9 protein-coding genes and 1 pseudogene are annotated in these 19,851 nt (G+C 46.3%); 2 read left to right on the top strand and 8 right to left on the bottom strand.

Features of this window, described 5'->3' with window-relative positions:
• Positions 1-18: 18 nt before the first annotated feature.
• From ACRBG0_RS15355 to ACRBG0_RS15345, 3 genes and pseudogenes are all read right to left on the bottom strand, one after another.
• Positions 19-2,097 carry a choice-of-anchor Q domain-containing protein gene (locus ACRBG0_RS15355; protein WP_431487745.1) on the bottom strand — a complete coding sequence of 693 codons (2,079 nt, stop codon included), beginning with the start codon at positions 2,095-2,097 and terminating at the stop codon, positions 19-21.
• 53 nt (positions 2,098-2,150) lie between these two features.
• A complete protein-coding gene (locus ACRBG0_RS15350) occupies positions 2,151-2,435 on the bottom strand; it encodes a T9SS type A sorting domain-containing protein (protein WP_431487761.1) in 285 nt (94 codons plus the stop codon).
• Between the two features lie 23 nt (positions 2,436-2,458).
• A pseudogene (locus ACRBG0_RS15345) lies at positions 2,459-3,255 on the bottom strand (hypothetical protein); the annotation flags it as partial.
• A gap of 362 nt (positions 3,256-3,617) precedes the next feature.
• On the opposite strand from ACRBG0_RS15345, the gene ACRBG0_RS15340 reads away from it, so the two are divergent.
• On the top strand, positions 3,618-4,487 hold the full coding sequence (locus tag ACRBG0_RS15340) for a DMT family transporter (RefSeq protein WP_431487744.1): 870 nt from the start codon (positions 3,618-3,620) through the stop codon (positions 4,485-4,487).
• Between the two features lie 221 nt (positions 4,488-4,708).
• Positions 4,709-5,008, top strand: a complete 300-nt coding sequence (locus tag ACRBG0_RS15335; protein ID WP_431487743.1) for a hypothetical protein — start codon at positions 4,709-4,711, stop codon at positions 5,006-5,008.
• 511 nt (positions 5,009-5,519) lie between these two features.
• Here the strand turns inward: ACRBG0_RS15335 and ACRBG0_RS15330 are convergent.
• The 5 genes from ACRBG0_RS15330 to ACRBG0_RS15310 all read right to left on the bottom strand — a co-directional run bounded on the left by ACRBG0_RS15330 (position 5,520) and on the right by ACRBG0_RS15310 (position 19,715).
• Positions 5,520-7,274: a PKD domain-containing protein gene (locus ACRBG0_RS15330; RefSeq protein ID WP_431487742.1), complete on the bottom strand. Its 1,755-nt coding sequence runs from the start codon at positions 7,272-7,274 to the stop codon at positions 5,520-5,522.
• Positions 7,275-7,913: 639 nt separating this feature from the next.
• Positions 7,914-11,360: a M6 family metalloprotease domain-containing protein gene (locus ACRBG0_RS15325; protein ID WP_431487741.1), complete on the bottom strand. Its 3,447-nt coding sequence runs from the start codon at positions 11,358-11,360 to the stop codon at positions 7,914-7,916.
• Between the two features lie 281 nt (positions 11,361-11,641).
• Positions 11,642-13,009, bottom strand: coding sequence for a RagB/SusD family nutrient uptake outer membrane protein (locus ACRBG0_RS15320; RefSeq protein ID WP_431487740.1), 1,368 nt, complete (start codon positions 13,007-13,009; stop codon positions 11,642-11,644).
• Positions 13,010-13,030: 21 nt separating this feature from the next.
• A complete protein-coding gene (locus ACRBG0_RS15315; RefSeq protein ID WP_431487739.1) occupies positions 13,031-16,021 on the bottom strand; it encodes a SusC/RagA family TonB-linked outer membrane protein in 2,991 nt (996 codons plus the stop codon).
• A gap of 739 nt (positions 16,022-16,760) precedes the next feature.
• Positions 16,761-19,715, bottom strand: coding sequence for a DEAD/DEAH box helicase (locus tag ACRBG0_RS15310; RefSeq protein WP_431487738.1), 2,955 nt, complete (start codon positions 19,713-19,715; stop codon positions 16,761-16,763).
• Positions 19,716-19,851 lie beyond the last annotated feature (136 nt).

Genomic DNA, 19,851 nt, shown 5'->3' with positions numbered 1-19,851 from the left:
CAAAAAAGAAACATCCCCTTACTCCTTCACGAAGCTGTGCGTATTCACCAACCGACCGTTGGAAACGGAGAGATTGTAAATGCCTTGAGGCAGTTGCCTGATGTCGAGTTGCTGCTGGAGGGCTTGGTCTCCTTTGTCGTAGCTGCGGCTCAACAGTAGTTTGCCGGTGTTGTCGGTGAGACGGATTTCGAGGCGGCCGCGCCAAACGCTTTCAAAGTTGAAGTTGAGGTCATCTTTGGCAGGATTGGGGAAGATAGACAGTTGGCCGAAACGTTGGTTCAAGTCCCTTACGTTGACGACGGTCTGGTTTTCGTAAGCGCCCATGTCGGGTGCATTCACGCGGGGGAGGCCTTCGATGTCGGTAGCAGGAGCACCCGCTTCAATACCCATATCAATACACGGGCTACCATCTTGTAAGTGATAATCCTGGTCGTCGAAATCTACGAAAAGTGGGTCCTCACCGTTCAGGTCGTTGGTGTTGGAGAATTCTGTGACCATCGACCCATCGGTGCTGAGGTTGCCACCGGCGGACACCAGAACGGGGTCACCATCTTCGATCTCATAATTAACCCCCAGTGGATTATGTAAAATCGTATTCTGCAAAGTAAGTACGGAAGTGCTTTCCGTACCAGGCTTCCAATGAGAGATGCCGGCCCCAATGGTAGCACCGTTGTTAACGAGTGTGCTGTTGATCAAATTGATCGTCGCATTGATGGTGTCACTCGTATTCAGGGAAATGGCACCACCAATACCGTCGGAGTCGGTGGCGAAATTGGTGTCAAACAATACGTTGGAGAGGTTGCCATTGGCATTGCTCATGTTTAAACCACCACCTTGGTTGACGGCGAAATTGGCAATGAAAGTAACTTTTTCCAAGTTGAGAACAGGCAAAGGAAGGCCCACGCTCGCTTCGTTATCTCCAGTCATACTGATAGCTCCTCCAGTTTGTGCAGCATTACTTAGCAAATCACAATTGGTAAGTGTGATGGTGTTTTCGTCATTCTGACTGTAGACAGCTCCACCAGAACCCATTGATTCATTTTCGCTGAATACACAGTCGGTCATATTTGTGGTAACACCAAAAGCATTGGAAATAGCTCCGCCGACATTGACAGCCGTATTTCCAGAAAAATCACAGTTGACAAGGTTCGCAATTAATGAACCCTGATAGCAAGCTAAAGCTCCACCAAAGGTCGAACCGTTGCCTGTGAAAATACAGTTGGTAAGCGTAGCTTCAATGACCTCATTGTCAGCAGAATTGGTAAGGTGCATGCCGCCACCAGAAGACTCGCTGGCACTGTTGTCAGTAAAAGTACAATCTGTAACAGTGAGCGTACAATCACTGCTGTACATACCACCTCCGCGCATCGTAGTAGCGGAATTGCCAGTAAAGGAACAGTCGGTCACCATCGCAGCTACGGAGTTGATATAAAGGCCACCACCGCCCCAGCTGGCAGTATTACTGATAAAGTCGCAGTTCTCAATTACGATAGGGTCTGTACCTCTAGGGTACACGCCACCGCCATAATGACCGTAGTTTTGGGTGAAAACACAATTGCGGATACTAGGGTTTCCGTAGGTGAGGATACCGCCGCCTCTGCGATCATTGCCAGAACCGTCAGCACCTTCTGTATTGCCATTACGAATGGTGAACCCGTCAATAACGGAAACATTGGTTACGGTGTCTGTGAGCCAAATTACATGTTTAGAATTATCGGTGCGGTTAGCGGTAATGTCCTCGTCATTGTCGTCGCCATTGTGGTCACCAGAGAGGATGGTCAGGTTGGTTTCCCAATCTCTCTCTGCGAGCATGGTTTCTGTTCCGGCAAAGCCGCCGTAGAGAAGTAGATCGTGAGGGAAGCTAAAAAATGCGTCTACAGAAGGCGTACCTCCTCCTGGTTTGTAGGTGCCGGCAGCAACCCATATTTGATCTCCAGGGGTAGATGCTGCTAATGCATCCGATAAATCAGCATAGGCATCGCTCCAAGAGCTACCACTGTTACTACCAGTAGCATTTTGGTCGACAAAAATTTGTGCATTGATACCACTGGTAAACAGCATGATCAATACCAGAATAGATAGATAATTGTTTTGCATGGTACAAGATGTTTAATAACAAAATAAGGTGATTTTAAGATGTAGGATTGGTATTACTGCTTAACGACCCGGTGAGCAACGGCTAAACCTGCAGCTGTTTTTACCCAAAGTGTGTATAGACCAGCAGGAATTTGTTGGAAAGCCGATACGGTTAAATTGCCATTGCTGCTGATCGTATGCTTTTGCCAAAGCACACGGCCATTTATATCCATGAGTAGTAGGGTAGCCCCCGCGGTGAGGCCCTCCAGATAAAGCAAGTCGTCGGAAGGATTGGGGTAGATTTTTAATGCGGAATTTGCAAGCGTATTAGTATTTACAGGGCCTGAGGAACAACTCAAGAAGCCGCCCTCTAATTCGTGNNTCTTCCGAAAAGTGATCTCGGCAATCCTTGCGGGAATAGGACATGAGATTGCCGGTGTCTGGACTGTAGAAGTCGCCCAAAGCATCTATCTCAACCCCCGTATATTCGCAGTTTTCGTTGACAATAGATGAATTAAGGCGGGGGTCGGCCGGGGTGTCACACAGCAAATCGCCAGCAAAGGCACAGTTGCTCCCGTCAGCCAGTTCTGCTCCGTTGGAGGAAGAATGGGTGTGTAGCAAAGAAAAGGAATGCCCCAATTCATGGGTAAGCGTACTGCCATTTGTAGTACAACCATTTTCCATTAGTACGCGGTTCTTAATATCGAAATTGTAAGCATAGCCACAGATCGATTCTCCTGCAGAGTTTTCCAGGTTAAGGACAAAGTAAATATTGATAACATTAGGTACATCGTGAATATCACAGAGGACTTCATCGGCACCTTTGGTAAAAGTCAGGTAGTTGTTGTTATTGATGAAGTTAACCGGCCCGCAGTGGACAAATTCGAGGTCGATGGCCGCAAAAACCTCGTTGACGGTAGCCAATTCTTCGAAAACGTCAGCAGAATCAATGGCCAATGCACCGTTATTCGCACCTATGATGTGAAACTGTACGGGCACCTCTGTAATAACGAACCCATTTCTCGTTGGCGAAAAATCTGGATTTGTGTCTCGGAAAGAAAACGTTGTGTGCTGGTCTTCTTCTGTCGTACCACAGGAGAAATTACTTTGCGCATTGATTCCGGGAGAAAGAAATAATACCACGCAAATCAAGAGAAGTCTTTGATAGTTCTTCATCATATCCATTAATCTTATCTGAATGAAAAAGGAATAAAGAGCGTTGTTCCAAGTATTGGCTTAATACGAAGTGCTAATCTTACTAGTAGTAATACTCAGTGAATTTAATAAAAAAAATGGACTAAGAGTGTGTTGTAAGATTTCATTTGGTGGGAAACGATCAATCGAAATATTCAACCGAAAATAGATGGAGGATTTACCCGGTGTTACCGAATTACCTGCATCGCATTTTTCTAAACCACAGTAGACACCTAGAGGATGTCTACTGTGGTAAATCCCCCTTAAGTGCCTTTGATGGTTCAAAAAAAATAAGCCCTTATTAGCACCAATTACCCGTACCTTCGCCGCTCACCCAATGAGACCTCATGGCTGCCCCTTCACATGCTAAGAATGTTTTCCTCCTTCAATTGGCCATCTTGTTTATTGCTACTTCGGGCCCGTTGGGGCGGGTGATTGCGATGCCAGCTACCGTCGTCATCTTTTGGCGAGCAGCCTTGGCCAGTGTCGTTTTTATGGTGTTTTTGAAGTTGCAACGACAACAGTTATGGATTGAAAACAAAAAAGACCGCTACCTCATTCTGGGTGGAGGCGTATTAATTGCCCTTCATTGGGTTACCTATTTTATTTCGCTGCAACTATCTAGTGTAGCTATCGGAATGCTCTCTTTGTTCACGTATCCGGTGATTACGGCTGTGTTGGAACCCCTTTTGTTAAAAACGCGCTTTCAGGCCACTCATCTGCTGTTGGGTGGCCTTACACTTTTGGGTATCTACTTTCTGGTGCCGGAGTTTGATCTGGCCAACGGGGAAGTGCAGGCCATTGCTTGGGGAGTGTTTTCGGCCACCCTTTATGCTTTGCGCAATATTCTGATGAAACGCCAGGTCAGCCGCTATAGCGGAACCATCATTATGTATCACCACATGCTGGCAGTGAGTGTGGTTTTGCTGCCCTTCTTATTTTGGGAAGGCACTGGTGATATCCAAACGGCCTGGCCATATATTGCTTTGTTGGCGGTGCTTACTACGGCTTTGGGGCACACTTTGCTACTGCGTAGCTTTCGGCATTTCTCTATAACTACGGCCAGTATAATGAGTTGTGTTCAACCCGTTTATGGCATTATCCTGGGAATAGTCTTTTTAAAGGAATACCCTGGCTGGTCGACCTATTTGGGCGGGGCTATTATTCTTTTGGCGGTACTGATTGAGAGTTTGAGGGTGCGCAAACAAGTGGATTAAGGTCATTTGGTGTGTTAGGGGCCATGCCGGTAGGGGCGNNTGCTGCGCATTGCATACCGCTGCCATCCTTCGTCCTGCTCTCCCGAAAGATCGGGATCCGCCGGGCTTCAGGCGCTGCCTTGCGCCCCGTATCTAAAGTCGGAAGTGGGAAGTATTTCCTGCACCCCGCACCAAAAGATCTAAGCGTTGGAAAAGTGTAGGCTGGACTGAAGTCCTACGGTTTGGACACATTTATGTGTTTTGACCTCGGTAGAGGTCGTCTATTGGTAGAACCATGTTTATTAGGAGTTAAAACGACCTCGGATGTGGTCGAATATCAATTCCTATTGGGTCACCGGGGAGAAAAAATCAAAAAGGAAGACTGTATTTACGCTTGTGCGACCTCATCCGAGGTCGTTTCCTTGTTTATTCATTCTTTTCTACCAATATTCCACCTCTCCGAGGTGTTTTTTCTTGATCCCACTCCTGATTTTGGCGAGATGTGTCCCAACCGTAGTATTGAAGTCCAAGCCACGTCTTAAGCATTCAACCCCAAACGATTTCATCTAGTGCCGACTTTTTAAAGAAAACTTTGAGCAAAAAAAGAACCCGCTGAGCTTAAAGTATTTGCTCAGCGGGCCAAATTATCATCTAGTATAAAAATATTCGTTCTCTGAACGGGGAGTTCATTATTGTCTTAATGCAATATTGTTGCAATATAGTAAAAAGACGCAGTAAGTGCAATATTGTTGCAATAAATGTAAAATTAGTCAGTAGGGGGTAGAAGAGGAAGGTAATGAGTTAACACGTTAAAACTGCTGTAATAAATAATCTTGGGGAACAAGTTGCTACTGCTACTGGAATGTATATTTAACCGACGGTCTACGCACCTCATCGCATCCCGCACCAAAAAGGTGTAAAGGTTGGATAAGTGTAAGTGTGTAAAAGTTAGATTACTCATCCCGCACAAAACGCACTCCGCACCTAAAGTGGGAAGTATTTCCCGCACCCCATCGCACTCCGCACCAAAAAAAGCGCACCCCGCACCAAAAACTACTGCTTTATTACTTTGCCTTGTCGCAGTTTGATTTCTTTATCCCAAAGCTCGTAATAGTAAATTCCCACAGGCCAAGCACCTGCAAGAACGGTATTCCAACCGTGCTGGATTCGCTGCTGGTGGATAGGTCTTCCTAAACCATCAAAAACAATAAGCTGCGCGTTTTTAGGATAGTAATCATTCATCACCACCGAAAACTGATCTCGAAATGGGTTGGGAAAAACCTGTAACGCAACATCCAAACCAAGCTGCGCTGTAGTATTTACGACACCTAGAAAAAGAGTGTCGCAAGCGGTATGGCTACCATTTTCATTACTTACCGTCAGGCAAACTTCATAAACGCCATCTTCTAAATAGGTATGCACCGGTGAGGTATCCTGACTCATTTGGCCATCACCAAACGTCCACTGCCAAGTGTCGGGCTCATAAGCACTCAAGTCTTGAAAATAGAAATCCAGGTAATTTGTACTGTCCTGATCCGCTCGGAAATTTGCCAGCGGCATGTTGTCAATACCGAGCGTATCACAAGGGCTACCGTCAATTGGCCCGAGGCGGTAATTGGGGTTGTTAGGTATTGAAAAAGCATTAAGCGTAGGTAACCGTACGCTGTGTTGCTCTACCATGCAAGCATCACCGCCTTTGTCCGGGTATTTGATCCTATGCATAACGGGTACCCCATTTGGACAGATCACATAAATCTTACCATCTGGTGCAAGCTGTGCAGCAAAAAAAGTAGTAGGGAACCAGTCTACATTCAAATCATAAACGGCAACGGTGTCTCTTGTTGATTCAATATCCTCCGCCCAAAGATCAAATTGGTAGATGTACCAACCTGATGAATGATACAAATAGCGGGAATTGGGAGATATGGCCACGCCTCCGGCACCTCCGTCATGCGAAAAGTGCATTTTAATTGGGTTGCTTAGTAGGCCTGAGCAGCGGTCAAAATCGTAGATGTCTAGGTATAATCCTACATCAGCACTGATCGTGTTAAATATCACGTACTTACTGCCGTCAGGAGAGAAAACGGCTTGGCCTGCTCCTTGCATTACTGGTTCGCCTATTGTTTGTTCGCCAATTACCTGGGGCCCATTTGGAGCTATTAAAGTTCGGTGAAAAACGTTTTCATCTAATTTGTTCTTGACATACCACCAATCCCTACCGTTAGCGTGACGGACTAAGCTTGATTTGCCAAGCTCTACCGTATCCTGTAAGAAAACGACCCTTTTTTCATACACTTCGCCTTCTCCATCATTGGTATTCATATTAACCCGTGAGTAGAGTAGAGTGGTAGTTTTAAAACGATGATCCTCATGAAAAGGGAAATATTCTCCTTTCTCTTGTATAAGAAGATATTGGTTGGCAGAATCTGGCCAAGGTACACTTACGCCCCCTTGTGGCAAGGCATATCCCCCGTCTTCACCTGTTGCACCTGGAAAGCCGCTCATTCCATCACCATTCTGCATAAGTTGATGAAGATGATTATTTAAACCAACACCATTACAATAGTACTGTAAGTCTCCATCTGAATTCGACATGGAGACATTGAAAAAATCCATATCAAAAGAGATGTATTTTCTACTAAAAGTATCAACCTTGCCAAAATCTGAGAACTGCAAGACCGATAAGCCAAAATCAGGGTTGCCTACATTTGAACCATAACCAGTAATCCAGTGATAATCATGTTTTTGGGCACTCAAAGCTGGCCCCAAAAACAGCAGTATAGACGTAAGTAAACGGATAGACTTCATTCTGAGAGCGATTTATGGCCTTTTCATAAAGATAGCATAACCGTACCAATATATGCGACCTCATCCGAGGTCGAAATAGATTGAAATAGATTGAAACTACCAATATTTCACCTCTCCGAGGTGTTTGAGCTGGCAGAGGTAGCGTTATTTTACTCATTAAAGAATCAAGAAAGCCAATGCTTTCTCCCTCCAATAAGCAGATTCCATCCTGTTTTACCCCGGATCTGTTGTTTCTCCTGTTCTACCTTGGTTATACCTACGCACCCCATCGCACTCCGCACCAAAAAGGTGTCAAGTTTGGAAAAGTGTAATGGTGTAAATGTTGGTTGCTTCTAGCAGCCCTCATCACACCCCGTCGCACTTAGCACTCCGCACCAAAAAAAACGCACCCCGCACCCAAAAAACGCACCTCGCACCTTCCTGTTTTGCATCGGTTATACCTACGCACCCCATCGCACTCCGCACCAAAAAGGTGTCAAGTTTGGAAAAGTGTAATGGTGTAAACGTTGGTTGTTTCTAGCAGCCCTCATCACACCCCATCGCACTCCGCACCCCGCACCCAAAAAAAGCGCACCCCGCACCAAAACCCCATTTTATCCTTCTACCAAGTACCTCGTACCCAGTACCTTTTACCAAAAACTACTCCTTCACAATTTTCGTCACCCGTTGATCAGGCCCGTTTTTACTCCTCAGGAAGTAGATTCCCGCAGGATACGAACCTAACTCAATAGCCACGAAATTTCTCCCGGAAGTCAACGATACGCTATTTTGGGCGACAACTTGTCCTTGTGTGTTGACGAGCTGCCATTGTAAAACCGTCGACTGGTCGGTATAATATTCGGTGGTTACTTGCTCCTTGGCGGGGTTGGGAAATACCCGCGTCAGTTGAAAATTGATACCTTCTCGTTCCAGCAGGATAATGTCCGAGTACTGGAAACTGCCATCCAAATCAACGGTCTTGATGCGGTAGTAAGCCTTGGGTAGAGGGTAGACATCAGACCATTCGTACTTCACTTCTTGCTGACTATCGCCAGCGGCCGGCGTGTTGCCAATTTGCTCCCAAGTCGTTTCGCCGGGTAGCAGTCGCTCTATTTCGTGGAGCTTTGTGTTTTCTTCTAAGCTACTTGCCCAGCTTAGTAGATTGGTCTTATGCATTGGCGTTCCACGGAAGTATTTCATCTCAATGGGTAGGATCGCCGCATTGGAGCGCGGGAAGAAGCCTGAAAAACCACTTACTTTATACTCTAGCAAATGGGTGCTGCCCGAGAAGTCTTCCATCGCATAGTTGGCTGCCAATATTTGGGGTGTCCCATTGTTGTAGTCGCCACAAGTGCTACCACTAACTTTGAGTAGTTCAATCTCATCGAGGTCGTTTGGCCCACCAGCAGTAATGAGGTCTTGAAGTTCCTGCTCCGTCAAATAAAGCCGAACGGTAGCTGCATTATTGTTCTCAACATCAATAAACCAATCGCGATCAAGGATAGGGTAGTTGTCACCATCTTTACGAATGGCACCTGTATTGATATTGTATTCCAAAGAAATATCACCGAGGTTATTAAACTCGTCATTGATGGAGGCAATACGGTTTCCACTGCCATCAACAATATGAATCCATTCGCCATTGCCATCAGAGCTTGCAGTGTATACGTTTCCACAATCACCGCTATTGATCGGAGCGGAGTCACAGCTAATGCCAGGATCAGAAATGGTGAAGCTGAAATTGCCTGTGGTTCCGCTCCAGCCGTCAATTTGCAGGAAATAAGTTTTTCCTGGAATGAGACAGCTTTGATTTTCAATGAGGGGGCTGTATCCGCCAGCACTTCCTGAGTCATCATTGGCAGCCACCATCATTCTGGTACTACTATTCAATAATTCTTGGCAACTATTTGCTTCCCATAGCGCCATTTGCATATCTATAGCAGTATTAAAGTCAATGTTGATACTTCCTGAAGCTGGTGCAGTAAATTGGAACCAAACGGTATTGTGTAAGGTGTTTTCACACCATCCATTTTGCACGCCACAACCTGCTGCATTTGGCCGGGGTTCATTGTTCTGGGTGGTAGCGCCATAATTGGAACACGTGACTGCTGCGCCGTCAATATTTGCTGTGATATCTAGCGCATCACAAACATCATCATTGTCACAGGTACTTGGGGCGTTGTATAGATTATTGGCAGTGAAGGCACAACTTGGCTCTTCTGAAAAGCTAGCACTTACCGTTACAGATTCACCATCAGCAGGCAAGCCAGTTATGGTTACGGTCTGCGGGCTGCCGGTTATCGCTTCATTTACAGTTATCCCCGCTGCTGATACATCAAGGGTTCCACTGGCAGGTGGGAAAGAATAGCTGATCGTAAAAGCCTGGTCATAAGTACCACCTGCAATATTAGAGGGACTACCATCGGTAGCTATATCAGCTACAGAACAGTCCGTACTACAGAAGTCGTAGCTAAAATTGATCAAATCACCAGACGAACTGATATCGAATATATTGATATTGGATACTCCACCGCTGTAATTGTTGGAGTTTGGACTGGTACTACAATTGAATTCAGTATTGTTACTCGACCCAGGGTACAGGTCACCGTTGTCGCCGCTATTTACGTTCAGGTTCAGGTCTCGATCACCATCTGCTTGTTCTAGGTCAACCCATGGACGGCTTTCGTCACTATTGGAATTTCTACTTTCGTCGATGTGGTAAATGGCTAATCCTTCACCCGGTATATGGGCATCCCAGCCAATTTTTTGCCGATTTTCCAAAAGGAAGTACTCATCAGCATCTGGGGTGTCAAATTGATAGGCTTCGTCGTCATTATCGCTGTAGTCCATGTTACTGATATCTCCGTTGCCACTTAGGACGGTAGGGGAAATCCAACCAAGTTCTTTCTTGCACCAAGCCGAAAACTGAGCGGGTGTTTTTCCACTATTGTTCCAAGTGCCTCCAGCCATACAACACCAGTGCCCCAGTCCACGCGAAGAATTGTCCGTGTCATAAAGGTCAGGCAAGCCTAACGCGTGGCCAAATTCATGAACAAATACGCCAATATTAGTGATACTATTTGCACCGTGTTTTTCCGGCTGGATGATGTAATCGTTGATTAATTTCCCATCATACGTTACACTCAGACTGGCCGCTGCAAGTACCCAACGGTGCGACCAAATGTCGTCTACATTACCTGATGCTTCCGCTCCCCTGCCAGAGTGGATCACTTCGACTACATCAACTCGGCCATCACCATCGCCATCATATTGAGAGAAATCTATGCCAGCAGCCTCTGCCGCGTCTACGGCTTCCCGAATTAAGGGTACTGCATTATGGAAATTCCGATTGGCTAAACTCTCAATACCGTAGGTCGCTTTGTTGTTGAGTGCCGTATACCAGCCTTCTACATCGGTGTTTACGGTCAATAGCCCGTAAGAAATGTCAAGATAGTAGTCACGGAAACTCCCGGAGTTACCATTTACATTATAGCCTACTTGGTTGGCCATATTGTCAAAATCGCCTTGTGGGTAAGTAAAGGCTTGGTCGGGGAAATCAATTAAAAGCAGCAGTGCCTTTTGGACTCCGGCAGGTGGGAAAACAGCACTGGTACCTGGTTCGTCGTCATCATAATTCCTCAGCTGATCAGTTGCGGTAAGCTCTGCCAGCCGAATCCCTTCGTAGCGTAAGTGGGGGCGAATAACTTGCAAAAGGGTGATTTCGGTACTAGAACGGTTGTCGAGTGCGGAAACGGGTACCCCTGTAAGGTATAAGTCTCCTTTTTTGCCACGAGTAGCGTACCGATAAAAGTTATCGCTACGATCTTGTAGTACACTATAGCCATCAAGGGTTTCTAGGTAGGCAGCTGGGCCTTCCGTGAAGAGGTAAGCCATGAAGCTGCTGCCATCAGGCTGAACCAATTCTATAGGCTCAGGGTAGGGGGCTACGCCACAATAAGTGTTGCCACTATGTGATAAATGGACAGCCACTTGATCCGCGTTGGAGGAAGGTGGCTGTTCTTCTCCAGTAGAGATTTGTTGGCAAGAGATACTAAAAAATACCAAAAAAAGCCCGCAAAGAGCAGAAGTTAGATGATGTAAATGCATTTTTCCATGTGTTAAGGGGGTGGCCCGAAAAAGAATCGATGACCAATAAATCCTTAACAAATAAAACATTACCCCATGGGTTCTTTTTAAAGAAAATGGAACCTTTGTGACAGCATAAATTTGTCTAAGTATAAGTAGACATAAATCATTTGCTTGGTTATGAGCGGGTGTTATTCAGCGTAAGGTGTATAAAAAAATGGGCATTCCCATCCAAAGGATAGAAATGCCCAAAGTTTTTCAAATACCTAGTACCAACTACGTAGTACCTAGTACCTCACAATCTACCCTTCGTCCCAAGAGATTTCGCTTACGCGGCGAGAAATTTGGGTGAAGACGACTCCACCTTCGCGATTGTCAACTTCATCTAGACGACCAAGGCGACGAGCGTCTACCCAGCGGTGGCCTTCGAGCCAAAGTGAATAGCGGCGTTGGAAAACGATTTCATCAATCAATGATTCCGTATCGGTAGCACCGGTATAGTTGCCTACACCCCAAGTGTTACGAATGGTATTGATCGCAGAAACGGCATCACCACCCTGGCGCGCTTGTGCTTCGGCGTAGATGAGGATCAGTTCTTCGTTACGCATCATAGGTACACTGCTGGTATTAGAAGCCCAACGTGCATCCTGGTACTGTCCAATGATTGGCTGTCCGGTACCTGCATCAACCAAGCCCTGATCAGAGATTGGGTTGTTTACGCGCTCAGCAAACTTGTTTGCCACGCGTAGGTCACCTGGTAGCGCATCTTCCAACATGCTGGGATGTACACACAGAACGGTAGAACTAGGGGCATCAATGTTGTAGAATAAAGGATTGTTCACATCAGGTGATTCCCCGTAAGGGTGTGAAGGTCCTACATTCATCGCTTCGGCAGTAGCGGCAGAAAGGTTCATGAAAGAACCCTGGAGTGCAGTTAGGGCACCAGGGTAATCTTCTTGATACAGTGCAACTCTTGCGGCAATAGCACGGTTGATTTGCTTCATGCCATCAGGAGAGTCAAAACCGGCAAATCCACTACTCAAAGTGAAATTGAAAGTTCCTCCTGCTTTATCCAGATCGGTAAAGCCTTCGTCGAGGATGTCACGAATAGCAGCTAAGGCATCATCGTAGCTAAGGGTTGGTCCAGGGTTGAGTGGTTCTTCCACATCCACCCGAATACCGTTTTCGTATTGTTGCATCAATGGCCATAAAAGCTGGTAACCTTTAATGGTTTTTGCAAAACCAGTATAGCCAAAGACATCTTCATTTGATAACTGGCTACTGTTGTTAGCAGCCTCAATTATGACGTTAGCCTGTTTTACGGCAAGGTAAGGATTGACATAAGTACCCGCAGAAGCAAAAAAGTCAGGATAAGTATCATCAACTTCCAGGCCTAACCAGTCAGCAATAAAACGAGGGTCAGAACCGAAGAAAGCATAAGCCTCGCGGCCTAAAACACCAAATAGTTCACCTGCGTTCTCTACGTAACCTCTGTGGCGAGCTTCCAAGCCTGTGACTAGCCCTTGCATAGCTACTGGGCTAGCATCGGAAGTTACACCACCCAGAGAAGGGTTGTTTGGGTCGACGACAGTATCGATCTCACAAGCAGTAAATGCCAGTAAGCCAATCATACTCAGACCTATGATAAATTTATGCATGGTATATCGCATAGTTAATTTTTTAAAGTTTTTTTAGAAATCAGCGTTCAAGTGGAAGAAGAAGCGCCGAGAAGAAGGATAAGGAGTTACCTCAATGTTACCGGTAACGGCCTGAGAACCAAAGTTACTTACCTCTGGGTCATAACTACCATAGTTAGTCCATAGTAGCATGTTGTTGGCAGAGACACCTAGTTTCAGACGCTTGAATACCCCTACTTCCTGAGGGAAAGTATAGTACAATCCTGCTTCACGTAACTTGAAGTAGCTGGTCTCTTCGATGAATGCACCGGCACCATCAGCTCCTGCACGAGCAGTAAAACGCTCATTACCGTTTAAAATTTCATCTCCGTCATCATCTCCATCCCAATCAGGTGAAGTACCACCATCATCCCACAAGAAAGCAGAAAGATTGATCGCTGCACCTCCGCTCTGATACTGGGTAACAAAGCTGAAGTCCAAATTCTTCATAATGGTGATATTGTTAGACCAAGCCATGGTGAAGTCTGGCTGACGATCGCCGTGAATGGTGAAACCACCAGCAGGCAGGTCTGTACCAGAAGGCGTACCGATAATCGTAGTAGGGGAGTATCCTTCTGCGAGCAGGTATTGACCTAATGAAGCACCGAAGCCACCTTGCAGGTATGGAGGGATATCTAACTTAGTGATCTCAGACTGGTTCGACCAGTACAGTAAACGAGTGTACCAGTTGAAGTTTTCTCTTCTCACAACATTGACACCCAAGCCAAGCTCAATACCTGTGTTACGTAATTCCGCAGCATTGGTAGCAAGAACCGAAATACCAGAAGATTCTACTGGTTGTTGATCCAAGATAAGGCCAAATACGTCCTTCACGTAGTAGGTAGCTTCCAAGGTGATTCTGTTGTTCAGTACACCCAGGTCTACTCCAAATTCAAGTTCCTGTGCGGTCTCAGGCTCTAGGTCCGGATCTACAGCACGGGTACCTACTTGTGTACCGATCTGACCACCAAGTAGCTGAGGGGTCAGCGATTCGAAGGTCGTACTGAAACGTGGTAAACCACCTGTTTGACCAAAGGCGGCACGTACTTTGAATTGACTGAAGAGGTTGTCGCCCCAGAAATCAAATTCGTGCAGATTGAATGCACCAGATAACTTAGGGAAAGCGTAGTATTTCTCCTGATCACGGTTGAGTGTAGAACGGTCGAAACGTACACCAGCAGAAACGATAATTTTGTCTTCCCAGTTCAGGTCTTCCTGAACAACAAAGCCCAAATCAGTAATGCTACGTTGCTCTTGTGATAATACACTTTGAACGTTCGCCCATTGCAGGTTGTTCTGGCCAGCAATTAAGCCACGGCCACGGTTGAGCACAAAGTCGCCACGCTCGTCCAGGCGTACGGCTCCGACACTGGTGTTGGAGTTGATCTTGCCTAAGTTCGTGTTGTAGGTCAAGAAAGCCTGGATGTTATAGTTCAGATCATCCTGACGGCCGCGCATCACATCACCAGGCGTTGCAGAAGCACGTTGGTGCTGCAAATCTTCCGGGAAGTAAACAAGCGAGTTGCCACTCAGGTAATCAATACCACCATTGATCTTAAACTTCAAGAAGGAGTTAGCCGACTGATAGAGGTCAATATCAATACTGGCAGCAGATACAAAACGATCTACTTGCTGATTGTTGACACCACGGTCTCTGATCGCAATAGGGTTATCATTGAAGTAAGGGTTATCTGGGTAATTGCCATTTTCATCTGGTTCCAGATCAGCGTAAGTAGGCAGGTATGCCAAAGCATAACCGATACTACCACCCGAATTGTTCTGGTTACCGGTGAAACCACGGTCGTTATCACTCTTCATGTAAGAAGAGTTAACACTCACTTTGATGCGGTCACTGATACGGTGGTCAACGTTAGCACGGAGTGAGTAGCGATCAAAGCCAGTACCTTTAATGATACCATCTTCTGACAATACACTACCAGAAACAAAAAACTGCGTCTTCTGGCTTCCTCCACTAACACTTACTTGTGTGTTAAGTAAAAGAGGTGTTTCACCGTAGAAGTACTCTTCCCAGTCTGTTGATTCCCGGCCTTCGGCCTTGGCAGCATTAAATGCAGCAAGTTCTGTTGCTTGTCTTGCAGGGTCGCCGTAGTAGTTGTTAATCTTGGCTTCATCCCAAACATCGAAGCCCTGGAAATTTTGTCCGCGAGCAACACCAATATCTTGGCTGAATGATACACGGGTTTCTCCAGCTTTACCTTTCTTGGTGGTAATAAGGATAACACCTGCGTTGGCACGTGTACCATAGATGGCAGCTGCCGAAGGACCTTTCAGAATCTCGATACGCTCAATGTCATCAGGGTTCAAATCCGCAATACGGTTAGCACCATCATCCTGGGTAGCTGAGCTTGCACCACCAGTAGCACCATTCAACTGGCTACGACCAGTACGAATAGTAGAGTTGTTGACATAAACACCATCAATGATGTAAAGTGGCTGACTAGAGCCAGCACCCAGCGTAGAGATACCTCTGAGCTGAACGTTGACACCACCACCAGGTGCACCACCATTGGCAGTGATATTAACACCGGTAAGCTTGCCATATAAGGCATTGTCAACGGTCTGTGGTGTGGTATTGCCGGTCAATTCTCCTGAAGAGATAGTTGCTACAGCGTTACCTGAGTTCGAGCGTTTAACGCCAGAAGCAAGGCCTGTTACTACCACCTCGTCGAGGCGAGCAATATCATCTTCTAATACAACAGCTAGCTGTCCAGTACTTGAGCTAACAGCTACTTCCTGGGATTTAAAGCCGGTATAAGAGAAGATAGCTACGTTCTCAGAACTTCCGGGGACGTTTAGTTCAAAATTACCGTCAAAATCGGAGATGGTACCGGTAGTAGTGCCTTTGACGAGAATGGATACCCCGATCAAGGGCTCACCAGCGGCGTCTTTTACACTACCCTTCACCATGTACTGCGCCATAGCAGGAGCTGCTAACAACAGCATGGCAACCAGCATCATACTGGCACGGGTAAAACAAATTTTCATACAAATTGGTTTTGATTAGTAAATGCGTTTTTCCTATTTTTTGTGATCGTTTGGTTATCTCGGGGTTTGAGATTTGTAGAGAGAGCGAATATTTGTTCGTAAGGTAAAGCTATAACGAAAATACCATATCGTACGCGGCTTTGTACGTGAAATTTTATTTTTTTAGTTTGGTTTTGTTTTTTATTAATGAATAAGGGCCTGAATATTAGTAAGTTGTTGTGCTTTATACTTAATAAACAAAAGGTAGTTTTTTATTTTAAGTGCATTACTGAATAAGCTGAGGATTGGGCAGTGGTCCATCTTGTGCAGATTTCTCGCAAAATCAGGTGTCTTGCGCTAGGGGTAGTAGCCAGCCCCGCACCGCGGGGAGCCCGACTGTGAGGAAGGGCCAAGCGAATAGCGCGTGGCGAATGACCCGGCCCCGACGAGCAGGAGGGGAAGCGCCCTGTTCCATCTCTTCTGTATTGTCAAGAATGGCTTCGCTTCGGGATCAGTATTATCCGCCCTACGGTTGGGACACATCTAAAAAAAACACATCTAAGATGTGGAATATTGACAAAAATGTCAATTTCTAACGTCATCGCTCATGTTAGTTTCCGAACTATCCCGACCAGGAATCAAGATTAGCCCATTTTACGCTGGTCAGAAGACCAGAAAGATAGGGTATCGTAGTCTGGAGACTACGACAAGCCCACATAATTGAGATGTGTCCCAACCGTAGGGATGCCCAGACTACTGGTTAACTAAGGAGGTAGTCTATGTCTCCTCGCTCCAGCGAAAGCTTTCCACTAGCTCCGAGGATGTCCTCTGCCAGTTGGAGTTTGCGATTTTGGAGCTGTAGGATTTTCTCTTCGATGCTGTCGCGTGTGATAAATTTCAGGGCAATGACATTCTTCTTTTGGCCGATGCGGTGCGCCCGTGCTATTGCTTGCTGCTCGGTCGTGGGATTCCACCAAGGGTCGAGGATGAATACGTAGTCGGCGGCTGTCAGGTTTAGGCCGGTGCCTCCGGTTTTGATGGAAATGAGGAAGGATTGTACATCGGGGTTTTCCTGGAAACGGGCAATTTCGCTTTTCCGTTTATTGGCCGTAAGGCTGCCACTGAGCCAGGCATAAGGACTTTCGCGTTGTTCTAATTCCTGTCGAAATAGTTCCAAGTGCTTGACGAAAGAGCTGAACATGAGCACTTTGTGGCCGCTGCGCTGGATGGTTTCCCATTGTTCCAGGATGTCTTGGTATTTGCCGCTGCCTTTGGTGTAGGTGTCATCCACCAGCTTTGGATGATTAACGAGCTGCCGGAGTTTGGTGAGGGTCTGCACAACCAGTATCCGGTATTTAGCGTTGGAGGCATCGAAATTTTCAAGGAGGTAATTGCGGGCGGCTGATTTTTCACGCTCGTAGATTTTCCTTTGCTCTTTGGTCATTTCGGTATAAAATACCTGGGTAGTGAGTGGCGGTAAATCTTTGGCTACTTCTTCCTTTGTTCGCCGCAGCAGATAGGGCTGGACGAGTTTGCGAAGCCTGTCTTTTTGCTCTTCATCCCGTTGTCGTTCAATAGGGAGGATGAATTCCTTGCGGAAGAAATTGTAGCTACCTAATAGGCCTTCGTTGATGAACTGCATTTGCGACCACAGGTCACTCAACGAGTTTTCGATGGGCGTACCACTAAGGGAGAGTTTGTGGCGCGCTTGCAGACTATTGAGGGCTTTGAAGACCTTGCTTTCGCGGTTTTTGATCTGTTGACTTTCGTCTAAAATGATGTATTCAAACTCCAATTGTTCTAACAATTCTACATCGCGCAAGGCGGTTTGGTAGGTGGTCAGAATGGTGTCGAAGCGCTTGAGTAAGCGAATGTCCTTGTGGCGTTTTGGTCCGAAATGCTGGTAGACAGACAAGGACGGCACGAATTTTTTGATTTCACTTTCCCAGTTGTACAAAAGGGAAGAAGGCAGTACAATTAGGGCGTTTAGGGGTTGTAGGAAGTCTTCGTCATCAGGTGGCGCAAATAAACCGAGTTGCTGACCGGCAGCGTTCTGTGGTTTTGATTGCTTTTCAGCGGCATTTTGGGCTGCGCGTTGCTCTTTGGCATAGAGCAGCATAGCGATGGTTTGTAGGGTTTTACCCAGACCCATGTCGTCTGCCAAGCAACCACCTAGTTCATTTTTGTGTAATTGTGCCAACCATTTTACGCCCTCCAATTGATAAGGCCGTAACTGTGCTTTCAGCAGCGGAGATGGCGTGTAATTGACCGTTTCTACCTGTAAATCGGTAGTGTCAGGAACATCGAGGGTCTCTAGTAAGGTATACTGGCTTTTGGTCAATCGCAGGTTATCGCCTTCTGTTTTACCAAAATCTACGACCTGCTTGTAGCGGTTGAGCCACTCTTCCGGGATCAGGAAATAGGTTCCGTCCGGGAGTGGAAAAAAGCGATTGTTATTGCGAATATATTTGGTCAAGGCTAGAAATGGGAAGCGATGTTCTCCTACAACTACTTCGCCTTTGAGGTCAAACCAGTCGGATTCCGTTTGTACTTCCAGGTCGATTTTTGGGAGGGCCAGCTGGATAGATTTTTCGTCTAATTCCGGGGTTTCGATGGTGAAACCGGCAGCAAGTAGGGTTTCCCTTTGTTGGGCCAACCACTCGAGGATACCATAGGCATTGTCTTCGGGGCCAGCGACTTCAAAATGGCTTTGGTGCTCCTTACGAACGAGGGTGAACTCTTCGAGGCGCTCCATAAAAGCTGCTTCGGCGGCAGGGTTTCTTCTTATTTGCGAAATCCTGATTTCTTCCCCCGACATATCCATCGAAGTACGACTTTTGCGGGCTTCCTGCCAACCGAAGAAGGCGTCTTGGTAGACCATTTCTACCGCTAGTATCCACCGTTCCTCGAATAAATGTTTGACGGTTTTTAGGCGGCAAGCCAAGAGTTCATTATGCTGTACAACGGCGAAGCCTTCGGCCTCAACCTCGACTTTGTTGACAATTTTCATGATGAAATTGCGAAAGTAGGCATTGACGGAAGCCGCTGGAATCTGGACTTCTGCTTTTTGCCGGAAAGGCTTTACCAGAAAACCGTTGATGTGATTGAGACGATATAATTTGTAGTCGGCACAAATCCATCCGGTAGGTTGGTTAGTGAGTGCTACGACCTCTTTTTCCCGGATGGGCCATTCTTTTTCTCCTGTAAAAAGGCGTAATTGGTAGAGCACCGCATCGTCGGTCTTCTTGAAGTAGAGCTGCGGTTCGAGTGGCTCTTTGACGAGCTCTACGATAAAATCTTTGACCAATACCCGCCGTTCTACCTGCCAGCTAAGCGGGAGGTCATGCCTGAAGATCAGTTGAAGAATCTGGTCTAACCGACGGTGAACATAATTCTGGATAGCTTTAAAAAGCTCTCGATCTTCCAGCATTTGTACCAGAGGAGGGGGCTTTCTGCGACCTTTGTGGAAATGTTTGAGGATAACATCAGGTTGCAGTTCATCAATCAGGCGAAAGATGACTTCGCGGGTAGGGTTGAGTTCCAGTTCAAATGCACCGATAGTAGCCGTGGTAGCTTTTTGCTTAATGTGTGCGAGGAAACCATCCTGATCACGCGTAACCACGAATGCCTCTGGCAGGAAAAGCTCCTTGGCATATTCGTTGAGGTTATAGACGACATCAACAACTTCCTTTGGTACTACGGTAGGTTTGAACATAAAGATTGGAACAAGGTAAAGACTATACAAAAGACTGCAAGAATACTAAAAATGCTTCTTTGTGCCAGCGCAGGAAAAAAGAAATTTGAGCAGGCTGGAAATAAAATTACTTTCCTCCTACAATGGGGAAGGGATG

The sequence above is a fragment of the Lewinella sp. genome, assembly GCF_050633125.1.
Lineage (GTDB): Bacteria > Bacteroidota > Bacteroidia > Chitinophagales > Saprospiraceae > Lewinella.
Note: the sequence above shows the minus strand (reverse complement) of the source record. Positions and strands in the feature narration are given on the sequence as shown.